General features: G+C 59.1%; 12 protein-coding genes. 7 read left to right on the top strand and 5 right to left on the bottom strand.

Annotated features, from left to right (window positions below; translation table 11 throughout):
• Positions 1 to 194: 194 nt before the first annotated feature.
• From dcuC to udk, 4 genes are all read right to left on the bottom strand, one after another.
• Positions 195 to 1,547 (bottom strand): anaerobic C4-dicarboxylate transporter DcuC, encoded by a 1,353-nt coding sequence (gene dcuC / locus ACJ8J5_RS17135; protein ID WP_099817592.1) that lies wholly within the window; start codon positions 1,545 to 1,547, stop codon positions 195 to 197.
• A gap of 172 nt (positions 1,548 to 1,719) precedes the next feature.
• Positions 1,720 to 3,552: an outer membrane assembly protein AsmA gene (gene asmA, locus ACJ8J5_RS17130; RefSeq protein ID WP_148123265.1), complete on the bottom strand. Its 1,833-nt coding sequence runs from the start codon at positions 3,550 to 3,552 to the stop codon at positions 1,720 to 1,722.
• A gap of 44 nt (positions 3,553 to 3,596) precedes the next feature.
• Entirely contained in the window at positions 3,597 to 4,178 is a 582-nt protein-coding gene (gene dcd / locus ACJ8J5_RS17125; RefSeq protein WP_019454407.1) for a dCTP deaminase, read from the bottom strand.
• 125 nt (positions 4,179 to 4,303) lie between these two features.
• The gene (gene udk / locus ACJ8J5_RS17120) at positions 4,304 to 4,945 is read right to left on the bottom strand and encodes a uridine kinase (protein WP_004938922.1); all 642 of its coding nucleotides are present in this window, start codon (positions 4,943 to 4,945) and stop codon (positions 4,304 to 4,306) included.
• 232 nt (positions 4,946 to 5,177) lie between these two features.
• On the opposite strand from udk, the gene ACJ8J5_RS17115 reads away from it, so the two are divergent.
• Complete coding sequence (locus ACJ8J5_RS17115) at positions 5,178 to 5,807, top strand: phosphatase PAP2 family protein (protein ID WP_060447533.1); 630 nt, start codon at positions 5,178 to 5,180, stop codon at positions 5,805 to 5,807.
• 45 nt (positions 5,808 to 5,852) lie between these two features.
• On the opposite strand, the gene apbC is transcribed toward ACJ8J5_RS17115, so the two are convergent.
• Positions 5,853 to 6,965: an iron-sulfur cluster carrier protein ApbC gene (gene apbC, locus ACJ8J5_RS17110; protein ID WP_261423851.1), complete on the bottom strand. Its 1,113-nt coding sequence runs from the start codon at positions 6,963 to 6,965 to the stop codon at positions 5,853 to 5,855.
• A 159-nt stretch (positions 6,966 to 7,124) separates the two neighbouring features.
• Here apbC and metG point away from each other — a divergent pair, with 159 nt between their 5' ends.
• From metG to cdd, 6 genes are all read left to right on the top strand, one after another.
• On the top strand, positions 7,125 to 9,152 hold the full coding sequence (gene metG, locus ACJ8J5_RS17105) for a methionine--tRNA ligase (RefSeq protein ID WP_049208866.1): 2,028 nt from the start codon (positions 7,125 to 7,127) through the stop codon (positions 9,150 to 9,152).
• Between the two features lie 221 nt (positions 9,153 to 9,373).
• The gene (locus ACJ8J5_RS17100; protein WP_414104855.1) at positions 9,374 to 10,441 is read left to right on the top strand and encodes a sugar ABC transporter substrate-binding protein; all 1,068 of its coding nucleotides are present in this window, start codon (positions 9,374 to 9,376) and stop codon (positions 10,439 to 10,441) included.
• A gap of 131 nt (positions 10,442 to 10,572) precedes the next feature.
• Positions 10,573 to 11,784, top strand: coding sequence for an MFS transporter (locus ACJ8J5_RS17095; protein WP_414104856.1), 1,212 nt, complete (start codon positions 10,573 to 10,575; stop codon positions 11,782 to 11,784).
• A 138-nt stretch (positions 11,785 to 11,922) separates the two neighbouring features.
• On the top strand, positions 11,923 to 12,330 hold the full coding sequence (locus ACJ8J5_RS17090; RefSeq protein ID WP_060421408.1) for a CidA/LrgA family protein: 408 nt from the start codon (positions 11,923 to 11,925) through the stop codon (positions 12,328 to 12,330).
• Complete coding sequence (locus ACJ8J5_RS17085) at positions 12,327 to 13,022, top strand: CidB/LrgB family autolysis modulator (protein ID WP_019454415.1); 696 nt, start codon at positions 12,327 to 12,329, stop codon at positions 13,020 to 13,022. The genes ACJ8J5_RS17090 and ACJ8J5_RS17085 overlap by 4 nt, the downstream gene beginning before the upstream one ends.
• A 137-nt stretch (positions 13,023 to 13,159) precedes the next feature.
• Positions 13,160 to 14,044: a cytidine deaminase gene (cdd, locus tag ACJ8J5_RS17080; protein WP_414104857.1), complete on the top strand. Its 885-nt coding sequence runs from the start codon at positions 13,160 to 13,162 to the stop codon at positions 14,042 to 14,044.
• Positions 14,045 to 14,048: the final 4 nt, after the last annotated feature.

The raw sequence follows: 14,048 nt of genomic DNA, 5'->3' as shown, positions 1-14,048 counted from the left end.
CGCCTGGCGGTATGTCATCTCGCCTTTTTCGACCTGTTCGACGACAGCCAGTTTAAAGGATAGAGAGTAATCGCGTTGTGTGCGTTTAATATACTGGTTCATCACATTTTCCTCTGTGCATGAGTAAAATGTGTCAACGCTATTCAGGACGGGTCAGGTTTAGCATTGAGGCCGGGCATCCCCCGGCCTTTCTTTTACTGGGGAACCAGCAGCTCCGTCGCCACGATCACCACCACCAGCCCGACAATCACTGGCACCGACGTGCGTTTTACCACGTCGAACGGCGAGATTTTCGCCATGCCGGAAACCGCTACCACCACACCGGAGACCGGTGACAGCGTGCGGCCGAGGTTAGACGCCTGCAGCATCGGGATCACCAGATAGGCCGGATTCACGCCCATCTGCGCCGCCAGTTTCGGGATCAGTTCGACAAACGCATAGAACGGCGCATTGCCGGAACCGGTGGTCATGGCCGCCAGCATGGTGATCACCACCAGCACCAGCATCATGATCAAACCGCCGGTGCCAAACGACTGCGCAAGGCCAATCAGCCCGCTGATAAAGCCGACGGTACTCAGCCCCTGCGCGAAGACACCCGCGGCCACCAGCAACATCACCACGCTGGCAAAAGCATCCGCCATGCCGCGATAGGCTACCTCCAGGCCGCTGAACACTTGTTTGGCGCTGAAGCTGCGCGCAAACTCGATCACGGCCGCCAGCAGCATGCACCCTACCAGCACGGTAATGATGTGCAGCTCCGGCCCCCATTTTCCGTCGAAGATCAGCACGCCAAGGATCGGCGTAAACGGCAATATCGCGTAGAACCCCGGCGCATGCGTTTTGATTTCGCTGACGTCCATGATGTGATGCTGTTCATTGTTCTTTTTGTCGAGGTAGCGCTGCCAGAAAAAGTGCGCCACGGCCATACAGACGATGGCGGCAATCGAGATAGGCAGCGTGGTTTTGAACGCAAAGTCCACCAGCGGCATCTCCGCCGCCTTGGCTGCCAGCACCACGTCGCCGGAGGTTGGTGCCAGAATAATCGCCGCCGGCGAAGCGCAAATGGCCGCCGCCGCCCCGCGGCTAATGCCGACGTTCACCATCAATGGGAACAGCGTCGCCATCAGCAATACGCCGAGGCCGGTGGCGGAAGAGACCGCCAATGACATCAGGCAAGCGACAAAGTATGCCGCCACCATCAGCAGATAAGGCGAGTTGATCATCTGCAACGGGCGCGAGGCCAGCTTGACCACCACGTCGTTAGCGCCGATATGCGTCATGTACGCGGCAAAGCCGCACAGCATCATGATCATCATGCCCAGATCGCCGCCACGGCTCATCAGCAAAATCTTGACGTATTCGATCATGTCGGTCGCGCGCCAGCCGGTTGAGGTGGCGCCGGACGGCAACAGCGTTTTCCCCATCAGGGCACTGATGCCGAGCAGCAGCAGCCCCCCCACCAACAAAACGCCGGTAGCGGAATATCCCTTGATGATGTAACGGCCCACGCCCGCCGCGACTGCGGCGCCAATAAGAAGCTCTATCATGTTTCCTCAACTCGTCATGTTTTCGCGCTCAGGCGCATAGTCATAGCAGAACAGCCCTTACTCTGCACAAACTGCGCGCGAGCCTTCATGACCTTCATCAAGGTAACGGAGAGAAATTACCGCGGGAATCTCGATATTGACGCGGGCCACAATGTGGCCCGCGTCGTAGGGATTACAGTTTGTCGAGCAGCTTCTTCAGATCCTGGCCTTCGCGCGAATCCTTGTTCTTTTCAGCCCACTTGTTCAACGCATCCTTGGCCCGATCCTGCAGCGTTTTTCGCAGCACTTTATCGACTTGCAGTTGATAATTCAGCTGTTGCCAAGGCCCGTAAACCCGCAGCGGAATCGGCGTTTTTTGCAGTTGTTCGATCAGCTCGCCGCGCCCTTGCCATCCGCCGGTGACGCGCACGTTAAGCGCCATATCGCACTGCTTGCCCGGCATATCGATGCTGCCGGCGCCGGTCAGCGCCAGCAAAGGAGAATCCGCCGTCAGACCGCTGAGCTTGACCGTGCCTTGATTCAGGCTGGCCTGCGCAGAGACGCTTTTGACCTCGGTATAGCGCTGATAGCTGTCTTGCCCGCGCACGCTGTTATCGTTGCGCGCCACCGCCTGTTGGATCAGTTGCTGAATGTTCAGGCCGTGCAACTGCGCATCCTGCATCGCCAGCTGCGCCGTACCGCGCCAGCGGTGCTCAAATGACTGTGAAGAAAGACGATCGCCGGTCAGATCCCCTTTCATGCTGAATTTGCCGGTCAGCATCTGCGGCATGTCGAAGGCTTTGAGCACCGTGCCGAGTTCAACCTGGTTCAACGTCGGCTGCACGCTGATCACCGGTTTATTACCGCGCGCGTCCAGCGAGCCCGGCAAGGAGAAATCACCGCCGGCCAATTGCCCGACAAGTTTATGCAGCGTCAGTAGGCCGCGTTGATTATCCGCCGCGACGGCTAACTGGGTAACGTTCATACCGCGGTAGGTCAACTGCGCCGCCTGCAGATTCAACTGTGCATTGAAATTGCGCAGCGCTTCCAGGTTCTGCTGCCGATCGTCAACCTGGCTGGCGATCACCGGCGCGGCGGTCACGGCGGACTGCTCGGCGGTATTAGTGCTGGATTGCCAACCGGAAAGCGCGTCGAGATCGAGATTAGCCGAATTCAGATTCACCACATAGCCAGGCACCGTCCCGAGGCTGGCGCTGATATCGCCGGCCAATTGGCTGTTATTGGCACTGACGTTCAGTTGGCTGATGGCAATCTGCGCTGGCGTCTGCTGATAGACCACCTGTGCATTGCCCTCTCCCTGAATACCGCCATTAAGAATATCCGCGCCCACCAGTTGGTAATTGAACTGAGTCACTTTGGCGCCGATCTGGCGTGGGAACTGCTGTAGATCGACATCGGCCGCCATGCTGAAGGTCAGGTCACGCTGATCGCGGTTAACCCGACTGGAAAGTTCCAGCTGCGCCTGCCGTTTCTCCGTTTGTTGCAGAGTGAGATTGATATCCCGGACATTGATTTGCTCGTTGTCGGCGCGCTGCCAAACCAGCAGGCTGTCCACGACCCGTAGGTTGTCGATATCGAACTTCCAGGCCGCGTCTGCCGCGTCAGTACCGCTACCGGCGGGTGCGATCGGGGCGTCCACCTGAGAGTGCTCTTCACTGTCGGGCGTGAGGCGAATGACGGCATTTTTCAGCATCACCTGTTTAACAAACAGCTGATGCGACAATAGAGGCAATAGTTTGACATCGAGGCGCATGTTTTCCGCGCTCACTACCGGCGCCTTGGCACCCGGCGCGGTCAGCGTCATGCGCCCGGCCAGAATGCTGAGCTGTGGCCAGATATGCCAACGTAGGTCGCCTTCGAGCGTCAGTTGGTAGCCGCTCTTCTGTTCGACCTTTTTGACCATGTAACCGCGAAAATCATTCGGATTGACCAGCAGTACCAGCGCGGACATCCCCGCCACCACGACCACCAATAAAATCGCCAATGTCGTCAGTAATCTTCTCATGCCACCCTCTTGTCAGCGCCACACCGACGGTGCATCCCGCGCCGTTAGTCCTTGTCGATTCGACTGGCTACTGCGCCCTGCTGATCGCGATATTTTGCGTCCTGCCGGCTGTTATAAGGCCGGGCCGCCGGGCCGGACAACGGCTCAAAGCTCAAGGCGCCAATCAGCATCCCCGGCCGCAGCGCCAGCGGCAGCTTGCCGGAGTTGTAAAACTCCAGCACGATGCGCCCATGCCAGCCCGGATCGATACGGTGCGCAGTGACGTGTACCATCAGCCCCAGGCGCGCCAGAGAAGAACGGCCGTCGAGCCACCCCACGAGATCGTCCGGCAACGTCACGGATTCGAACGTCACCGCCAGGGCCAGCTCGCCGGGATGAAGGAAGAACGCCTCGCCTTCCGGCAGGACAATCTCGTCGCTCATCACGCGATCCAACGCGGCGCTGACTTCGTCTTTCGGTCCGCTAAGATCGATAAAAGGCGCGGTATGGCCACTGAACACGCGGAACTGATTGCCCAAGCGGACATCTACTGTGGCCCCGTTGATGCGTTCGAGCGGCGGGCGCGGGGAAATCACCAGTTTCTCGCTATCCAGCCAGGCTTCTATATCGCGGTCACACAGTCTCATGTCTCTCTTCTCCATCAAAACGCATAACTAAACAAAAATTGCCACACAACGGGCGAAAGGTCTACGCCGGGGTGCAAATAGTTGGCCGCCGGCCGGAAATGCACATTTCCGGCCATTAAGGGGCATTATTCAAAGAATTGGCTGATTTTGGCTTTCAGAATATCGATCGCGATGCGGTTTTTGCCACCGCGCGGGACGATGATATCGGCGTATTGTTTGGAAGGTTCGATAAATTGCAGGAACATCGGGCGCACGGTCTTCTGGTATTGCGCCATCACCGAATCCATCGAGCGGCCGCGCTCGTTGACGTCGCGCTTCATGCGGCGCATCAGGCAGATATCCAATGGCGTGTCGACAAAGATCGAGAAGTTCATTTCCTGGCGCAGGCGGATATCCGTCAGCAGCAAGATCCCTTCCAGAATAATGACTTTTTTAGGTTCCAGGTGGACAGTTTCTTTCTTGCGCGTGTGTTCGGTGTAGCTGTACAGCGGCAGCTCGATCGCCTTACCGGCCTTCAGCATCTGCAGATGCTGGAACAGCAGGTTGTGATCCATGGCGCTCGGGTGGTCGTAGTTGGTTTTGACCCGTTCTTCCATGGTCAGGTGAGTCTGGTCTTTATAGTAACTGTCTTCTGGAATAACGCCGATGTGCTCATCGCCGACCTGCTCGCGGAGTTCGCGGTACAACGTGCTGGCGATAAGGCTTTTTCCGGAGGCAGATGCGCCAGCTATACCAATAATGACGCACTGATGCGGATTGTCAGTCATAAAATTAAAGACCTGATTTCATAGTGTGAAGGGGGGAACTAAAACGCGACAATTATAGGGAGTCGCCGGGGTTTGCGCCACTGTATATTGCGCAACGGCGGGCGAATTCGGGCTATCTCGTCTTATCGGTACTGCCGTATTTTAAGAATCTCACGGCTAGGGCAACGCGCGCTAACAAGATACACTCCTGCGCTGACTTATGCTCCCCCATGCCCCTTCATCGGAGATTGATGTGCTGGATTGGTATTTTCTGACTTTTTTCGGCGACAGCATGCTGCTGCTGCCCTGCGCGCTGATTCTGTTTTTGTTGCTGATCGCGTATCCCGCCACTCGCGCGGCAGGCTGGCAATGGGCGCTGATCTTCGGTTTCACCGGCGGGCTGGTCTGCCTGTCCAAACTGGCCTTTATGGGCTGGGGCATTGGTAGCGCAAGTTATGACTTCACCGGATTCAGCGGCCATTCAGCCCTCGCGGCAAGCATCTGGCCGCCATTGCTTTGGACGTTGACCGGTCGCTTTTCCCACCCCATACGTAGCATCGCTTTACTGACCGGGTGGATATTACCTTTCGCCATCGGCGTTTCGCGGCTGGAAATTCGCGTGCACTCGGTATCTGAGGTGATCAGCGGGCTGATTTTAGGCTACCTGGCCAGCGCACTGTTCCTGTGGTTGCAGCGGAGCAAAACGCGCCCGCATCTCTCTTGGCCGCACTTCGCCATCGCGCTGGCCTTGCCATTGGCGCTGATGGGACAGCGGCAGCCGGCTCCCACCCAGGGATTGCTGGAGCATATCGCCAAAACGCTGGCACAGATCGAACGTCCTTATACCCGGGCAGATTTGCACAACCCTGCCCGCATCCTATAAAAAAAACCGGCGTTTAAGCCGGGTTCTTGCATTGCGATAGGCTGATTACAGCGCGCGGAACGCAATCTCTGTCGGGATCGCCTCGCCCTGCCAATACATCTGCGCAGCCACACGGCCGGCCAATTGACGATACATGTCGGCGAATTCGCTGTCCGGTCGGCTGATCACCGTCGGCGTACCGCGATCCAGATCTTCGCGCAGCGAAATATGCAACGGCATCTGCCCCAGCAGACGACTGTGGTATTTCTGCACCAGCTTCTCGGCGCCACCGGTGCCGAAAATCGGCTCATGGTGACCGCAGTTGCTGCAGATATGCACGCTCATGTTCTCCACGATGCCCAGCACCGGCACATGCACTTTCTCGAACATCACGATGCCCTTGGCGGCATCCAGCAAAGCGATATCCTGCGGGGTGGTAACCACCAGTGCGCCGGTCACCGGAATGTTCTGCGACAGCGTCAGCTGAATGTCGCCGGTACCCGGCGGCATGTCCAGCACCAGATAATCCAGATCCGGCCACAGCGTATCCTGCAACAGCTGCATCAGCGCCTTACTGGCCATCGGTCCGCGCCACACCATAGCATTGTCGTCGGTCACCAGATAGCCGATAGAGTTGGTCGCCAGGCCGTGCGCCATGATTGGTGCCATATGTTGACCGTCCGGCGAAGTCGGCCGCTCGTGTTCGGTGCCCAGCATATTGGGGATCGACGGGCCGTATATGTCGGCGTCCAGAATGCCGACCTTGGCCCCTTCGGCGACCAGCGCCAGCGCCAGGTTGACGGCGGTGGTGGATTTCCCCACCCCGCCTTTACCGGAGCTGACGGCGATGATATTGCGCACGCCTTTGATACCGGCCTGGCCGTTGGCACGCTTCAGCGTCGTGATATCGTGTTTCAGCTTCCAATCGATGGCGCTGGCGCCGGTCACGCGCAGCAGCTCGGGGCCAACGCTTGCCTGCAGCGCTTCAAAGCCGCTCAGCCAGGCAAACGGCATCGTCAGTTCGATATGCAGCACATCGTCCAGCAACGCGCAGTGATGGATAGCCTTCAATGCGGTCAGGTTGTTTTTCAACGTCGGGTGTTCAAAGGCGGCCAGTACACCGGTCACCAGGGCGCGCAGAACTTCGGGGTTGGTCTGCTCAGGGGATTTTGCGTTCATCCCGGCTCCTTGATTTTGAATGGGTAGCTTCCGGCTAAGCATATCAGAACTGCCCGGCGGCTGGCGCGTATAACCTGCAAGAAACCGCCCTAGCAGCGAAGAGCGCGATCGGTTAACATCGAAGGCCCTTTTATTCATTACAGAAAGCAAGTTCTCACTATGGCTCAAGTCGCGAAAAAATTATTGGTGACGTGCGCGCTACCGTACGCAAATGGTTCCATCCATCTCGGCCACATGCTCGAGCACATCCAGGCGGATATCTGGGTGCGTTACCAACGAATGCGCGGCCACGAAGTGCATTTCATTTGCGCGGACGACGCGCACGGCACGCCGATCATGCTGAAGGCGCAGCAGCTGGGCGTAAAACCGGAAGAAATGATCGCGGAGATGAGCCAGGAGCACCAACAGGATTTCGCCGGCTTTGGCATCAGCTATGACAACTATCACTCGACCCATAGCGATGAAAACCGTGAGCTGTCCACCCTGATTTACAGCCGCCTGAAAGAAAACGGTTTTATCAAGAACCGCACCATTTCTCAGCTGTACGATCCGGAGAAAGGCATGTTCCTGCCGGACCGTTTCGTGAAGGGCACCTGCCCGAAATGCAAATCGCCGGACCAATACGGCGACAACTGCGAAGTGTGTGGTGCCACCTACAGCCCGACGGAACTGATCGATCCGAAGTCCGTGGTTTCCGGCGCGACGCCGGTAATGCGCGACTCCGAGCACTTCTTCTTCGATCTGCCGGCCTTCAGCGAAATGCTGCAGGCGTGGACGCGCTCCGGCGCGCTGCAAGAGCAAGTGGCGAACAAGATGCAGGAGTGGTTCGAATCCGGCCTGCAGCAGTGGGACATCTCCCGCGATGCGCCTTACTTCGGCTTCGAAATCCCGGATGCGCCGGGCAAATACTTCTACGTCTGGCTGGACGCACCGATCGGCTACATGGGTTCCTTCAAGAACCTGTGCGACAAACGCGGCGATCTGGACTTCGACGAGTTCTGGCGCAAAGACGCCACCACCGAGCTCTATCACTTCATCGGCAAGGACATCGTCTACTTCCACAGCCTGTTCTGGCCGGCGATGCTGGAAGGCAGCAACTTCCGCAAACCGACCAACCTGTTCGTGCACGGTTACGTAACGGTGAACGGCGCCAAGATGTCCAAGTCGCGCGGCACCTTCATCAAGGCCGGCACCTACCTGCAGCATCTGGATGCCGACTGCCTGCGCTATTACTACGCCGCCAAGCTCTCTTCACGCATTGATGACATCGATCTCAATCTGGAAGACTTCGTGCAGCGCGTGAACGCCGACATTGTCAACAAGGTGGTGAACCTCGCTTCGCGCAACGCCGGCTTTATCAACAAGCGCTTCGGCGGCAAGCTGGCCGACAGCCTCGCCGATCCGGCGCTGTACCAGACCTTCGTCGACGCGGCGCAGAGCATCGCCGAAGCTTACGCCAGCCGCGAGTTCAGCCGCGCGATCCGCGAAATCATGGCGCTGGCCGATCTGGCCAACCGTTACGTGGATGAGCAGGCACCTTGGGTGGTGGCGAAGGAAGAAGGCCGCGATGCCGATCTGCAGGCCATCTGCTCGATGGGCATCAACCTGTTCCGCGTGCTGATGACTTACCTGAAGCCGGTGCTGCCTTCGCTGACCGAACGCGCCGAAGCGTTCCTCAACGCCGAGCTGAGCTGGGACGCAATCCCGCAACCGCTGCTGGGCCACCAGGTGAACGCATTCAAAGCGCTGTTCAACCGTATCGATCTGGATAAGGTCAGCGAGATGGTCAACGCCTCGAAGGAAGACATGGCCGCCGCCAAACCGGTGACCGGTCCATTGGCCGATGATCCTATTCAGGAAACCATCACCTTCGACGACTTTGCCAAGGTAGACATGCGCATCGCTCTGATCAAGAGCGCCGACTTTGTCGAAGGCTCCGACAAGCTGCTGAAACTACAGCTGGATCTGGGCGGCGAACTGCGCCAGATCTTCTCCGGCATTCGCTCCGCTTACCCGGATCCGAAAGCGCTGGAAGGCCGTCTGACCATCATGGTCGCCAACCTGGCGCCGCGCAAAATGCGTTTCGGCGTTTCGGAAGGCATGGTGATGGCGGCGGGCCCTGGCGGGAAAGAGATCTTCCTGCTGAGCCCGGACAGCGGCGCGCAGCCTGGTATGCAGGTCAAATAACTGCGCCGGCGTGTCACATCGAGGGTCGAGCTTGCTCGGCCCTTTTTTAATGTCTCAAACCCGACGTTATAAGCAGTAAGAAAAAGTCATAACCGCTCTGATTCCCTCGCCTGCCGCATCTCGCTATGATGCTCCGCAACAACAAATAGACGTCCAGACAGAAAGACTGCTATAACGGACCTTCACCGGGATCGTTTCCCTGCTTTTTGGAGCCTATAATAATGAAAAACGTCAAGACTTCGCTGCTCGCCCTCAGCCTGCTGGCTGCCCTGCCGCTGCAGGCAGCGGAAAACGCCGCCGTGCCAGCTGCCATCGCTCAGCATCAGGGGCCGGTGCGCATCGCGGTGATCCGCAACCTCGGTTCCGACGACAACACCACGCAATTTTTGGCGGGTGCCATCCAGGAAGGACGCAAGCTGGGCTTCAAGGTGGACACCTTCCTCAGCAACGGCGACGACGCTCGCTTCCAGGACTTCGTCAACCAGGCTATCAGCCAGAAATATGACGGCATCATTCTCTCACAGGGGCGAGCCCCCTATTCCACCAAGCTGGTCAAACGCATCGCGGCAGCCGGCATCGCCGTCGCGGCGTTCGATACCGACGTCAGTGGCAGCGTTCCCGGCGTCACCGTCTCGCAGCAGGACGACGCTTCGCTGGCCAACGCCTCCTTCGGCCAGTTAGTGAAGGATTTCAACGGCCAGGCCAACATCATCAAACTCTGGGTAGCCGGCTTCCCACCGATGGAACGCCGCCAGGCCGCCTATCAGCAGTTGTTGAAACAGCATCCGGGCATTCACGAGCTGGAATCGATTGGCGCGGTTTCATCCGACGTGCAGGGCGATACCGCCAACAAGGTGGGCGCGGTGCTGGCGAAATACCCGAAAGGCAAGATCGACGCCATCTGGGGCACCTGGGACGCCTTCACTCAGGGCGCTTACAAAGCGTTGAAAGAGAACGGCCGCACCGAGATCAAGCTGTACAGCATCGATATCTCCAACCAGGACTTGCAGCTGATGCGCGAAGCCGGCAGCCCGTGGCAGGTCAGCGTGGCGGTGGATCCGAAGCTTATCGGCGCAGTCAACGTGCGCCTGGTGGCCAACAAGATCGCCGGGGAAAGCACGCCGGACAGCTATCAGTTCAAAGCGACGGTCATTCCGCAGGCGCTGCTGCTGGCGCAGCCGGGGCCGGTCAACGTCGCCGGGCTGGCGAAGATCATCCCCGGCTGGGGCAGCAGCAGCGACTTCGTGCAACCGTGGTTCGCCACGCTGCAGGCCGAACACGGTAAATAATGCTGTTTTTGACGAGGCTGCCGACGCAGCCTCTGTTTTTAAACTAATTTTCGGCTTCCCCCTTCCGTCCTCGCCAAAATACGCTATGTTATCTGCATCGCCCAATAACTGTATGCATAAACAGGCTTCGAATGAAGGGTTTCCCCTCGCTGATCAACGTGCTGCTGGCCAGTTCGCTGGTGTTGACCATCGGCCGCGGCGTGACGCTGCCGTTCATTACCATCTACCTCACCGAGCATTTCCATCTGCTGCCGAAGAGCGTGGGCGTGATCCTGGGCGTCAGCCTGACCCTCGGCATCCTTGCCAGCCTGTACGGCGGCTATCTGGTTGACAAGTTCAGCAAAAATCGCCTGATCCTGCTGTCGATTTTATTGTTTGCGCTGAGCTTCTTCGCCCTTCCCTGGATCCCGCGCCCCGGCGGCGTGATCGTGGTGCTGGCAATCTTGCATACCTGTTATTCGGTGCTGAGCATCACCATTAAGGCCTGCTTCGCCGACGGGTTGCCGGTCGAGCAGCGCATCAAGGCTTTCTCAATCAACTACACGCTGGTCAACGTCGGCTGGGCGATCGGTTCTGCGCTCGGCGTTCTGGTGGCCGGGCTTAGCCCGCTGCTGCCGTTTTACCTGTCGGGCGGGTTGGCGCTGGCGACGGTGGCGGCGCTAAGCCTGCGCTTGCGCGGTCGGGAACAGCGCGCAACGCCAGCCGCCGCCCCCGCAGCGCTCCCCAACTTCCGCCAGACGGTGACTATCCTGCGCAGCGATCGGCGGCTTATCTACTTCACCCTCGGCAGCACCCTGGGCGCCGTCGTGTTCGGTCAGTTCACCGGCTATCTGTCGCAATACCTGATCACCGTCTCCAGCGCCGAGTTCGCCTACAAAATCATCGGGCTGGTGATGATCGTCAACGCCAGCATCGTCATCGCTCTGCAATACCTGCTCAGCCGCGGCATGCGTCAGGAAAACATGCTGCGCTGGCTGGCGCTGGGCACGCTGTTTTTCATCGTCGGGCTGCTCGGTTTTATGATGGCCGGCCAGGCGGTCTGGCTGTGGCTGGCGGCGATGGCGGTGTTTACCCTCGGCGAAATCATCGTGATCCCGGTGGAATACATGTTCATCGACTTTATCGCGCCCCCGCACCTGAAAGGCAGCTACTATGGAGTACAGAATCTCAGCGCGCTGGGCGGCGCCATCAACCCGGTACTGTGCGGGGTGCTGCTCAGCTATGCCGCGCCGCCGCTGATGTTCGTGATGCTGATCGTCGCCGCGCTGCTCAGCCTGCTGTTTTTCTTCCTCGGCCACCGGCTGGCAGAACACGCGGCGGCAGCGGCCGAAGACACGCGCTGAACCCGCGCGTGGTAGCCATTGCAGGCTGTCAACCCGCCGATCGGGTATGGCACCCATAGCGATAATTCATGGTGCGATCTGTGGCATGGCTCACAGTTTAATTGTATGATGAATGCAGCAATTAAACGGGGAAAGACAATGGCCAACGTGCTCACACTGTGCTGGAAATACCTGAGAGCCCTGCTCCTCATCTACCTGTGTCTGTTCGTCGGCAATGCAGTGGCGGCGCTGCTGCCGTTCGCCATTCCCGGCAGCATCCTCGGCATGCTGCTGCTGTTCGCCCTGCTCTCTACCCAGATCCTGCCGGCCAAATGGGTTAAACCCGGCTGCCATTTGCTGATCCGCTACATGGTGCTGCTGTTCGTGCCGATCGGCGTCGGGGTGATGAAATACTATGACCAGATCGTCGCGCATCTGGGCCCGCTGGTCATCTCTTGCCTCATCAGCACGCTGATGGTGCTGGTGGTGGTCGGCTATACCTCACACTATTTTCACCGCGAGCGCCGCATCGCCGGTAAGCCCGACGATACGGAGGGCAACCCATGATCCATGAAATCTGGTGGTCGCTGCCGCTGACGCTGGCGGTCTATTTCGCCGCGCGCTGGCTGGCGCGCAAGCTGAACATGCCGCTGCTCAATCCGCTGCTGGTTTCCATGGCGGTGATCATCCCGCTGCTGCTGCTCACCGGCATCCCCTATGAGCGCTACTTTCAGGGCAGCAAAATCCTCAACGATCTGCTGCAGCCGGCGGTTGTCGCGCTGGCCTTCCCGCTGTATGAACAGCTGCACCAGATCCGCGCGCGCTGGAAGTCGATTATCGCGGTGTGCTTCATCGGCAGCCTGACCGCCATGATCAGCGGCGGCGCCATCGCCCTGTGGCTGGGCGCCACGCCGGAAATCGCCGCCTCTATCCTGCCGAAATCGGTCACTACGCCAATCGCCATGGCCGTCGCGGACTCGCTCGGCGGTATTCCGGCGATCAGCGCAGTCTGCGTCATTTTCGTCGGTATCCTCGGCGCCGTGTTCGGCCATACGCTGTTCAACCTGTTGAAAATCACCACCCACTCTGCGCGCGGCCTGGCGATGGGCACCGCATCCCACGCGCTGGGCACCGCACGCTGCGCGGAGATGGACTACCAGGAAGGCGCATTCGGCTCGCTGGCGCTGGTGATCTGCGGCATCATCACCTCACTGCTGGCGCCGTTCCTGTTCCCGGTGCTGCTGCATCTGTTCGGCTGAATACGGCGAAACTTGCGATACATCTCGCATTTATTTATTTCATTGCATTAATTTCACCAATTAAGAGACATTAATCACACTTTAATGTCTCTGGCCTGCCTAGAATGTTACCCCGTTAACTCGTAGAGAGACCTTCTATGCATCCGCGTTTTCACACCGCTTTCAGCGCACTGCCCGCGACACTGCAATCCGCCCTGCGGCCCTATCTGGACGCGCCTGACTTTCCGGCGATGTTCACGACCGAGCAAGCGGCGGCGATCCGCACAGGTTGCGGGCTGGACGATGATGCGCTGGCATTCGCGCTGCTGCCGCTGGCGGCGGCCTGCTCGTTAACCCCGATATCACATTTCCACGTCGGCGCCATCGCGCGCGGGCAAAGTGGCAACCTCTATTTCGGCGCCAATATGGAATTCAGCGGCGCACCGCTGCAGCAAACCGTGCATGCGGAACAGTGCGCGGTTACCCATGCCTGGCTGCGCGGTGAATCGGCGCTGGCCTCGGTCACCGTCAATTACACGCCGTGCGGTCATTGCCGCCAGTTTATGAATGAGCTGAACAGCGGCAGCGAACTGCAGATCCGTCTGCCGGGCCGCGCGCCGGCTACGCTGGCGGACTATCTGCCGGACGCCTTCGGCCCGAAAGATCTGGATATCGCTTCGCTGCTGATGGACAAGGTCGATCACGGTCACCAGCTGGCGCTGGACGACGCACTGACACAGGCGGCACTGGCGGCGGCCAATCAGAGTCACGCACCGTACAGCAACGCCCACAGCGGCGTGGCGCTGGAAACGACAGACGGCATTATCTATGCCGGCCGTTATGCGGAAAACGCCGCCTTCAACCCTAGCCTGCCGCCGCTGCAGGCCGCGCTGATCCTGCTGAACCTCTCCGGCGGCGATTGCCTGAACATTCGCCGCGCCGTACTGGTCGAGCCGCAGGAGGCGATCCTCAGCCAGTGGGACGCCACCCGCGCCACCCTGGCGGCGCTAGGCTGCCAGAACGTCAGCCGCGCCACTTTCTAAGCGC

It is taken from the genome of Serratia sp. CY43202, assembly GCF_052168755.1.
Taxonomy (GTDB): domain Bacteria; phylum Pseudomonadota; class Gammaproteobacteria; order Enterobacterales; family Enterobacteriaceae; genus Serratia; species Serratia bockelmannii.
Note: the sequence above shows the minus strand (reverse complement) of the source record. Positions and strands in the feature narration are given on the sequence as shown.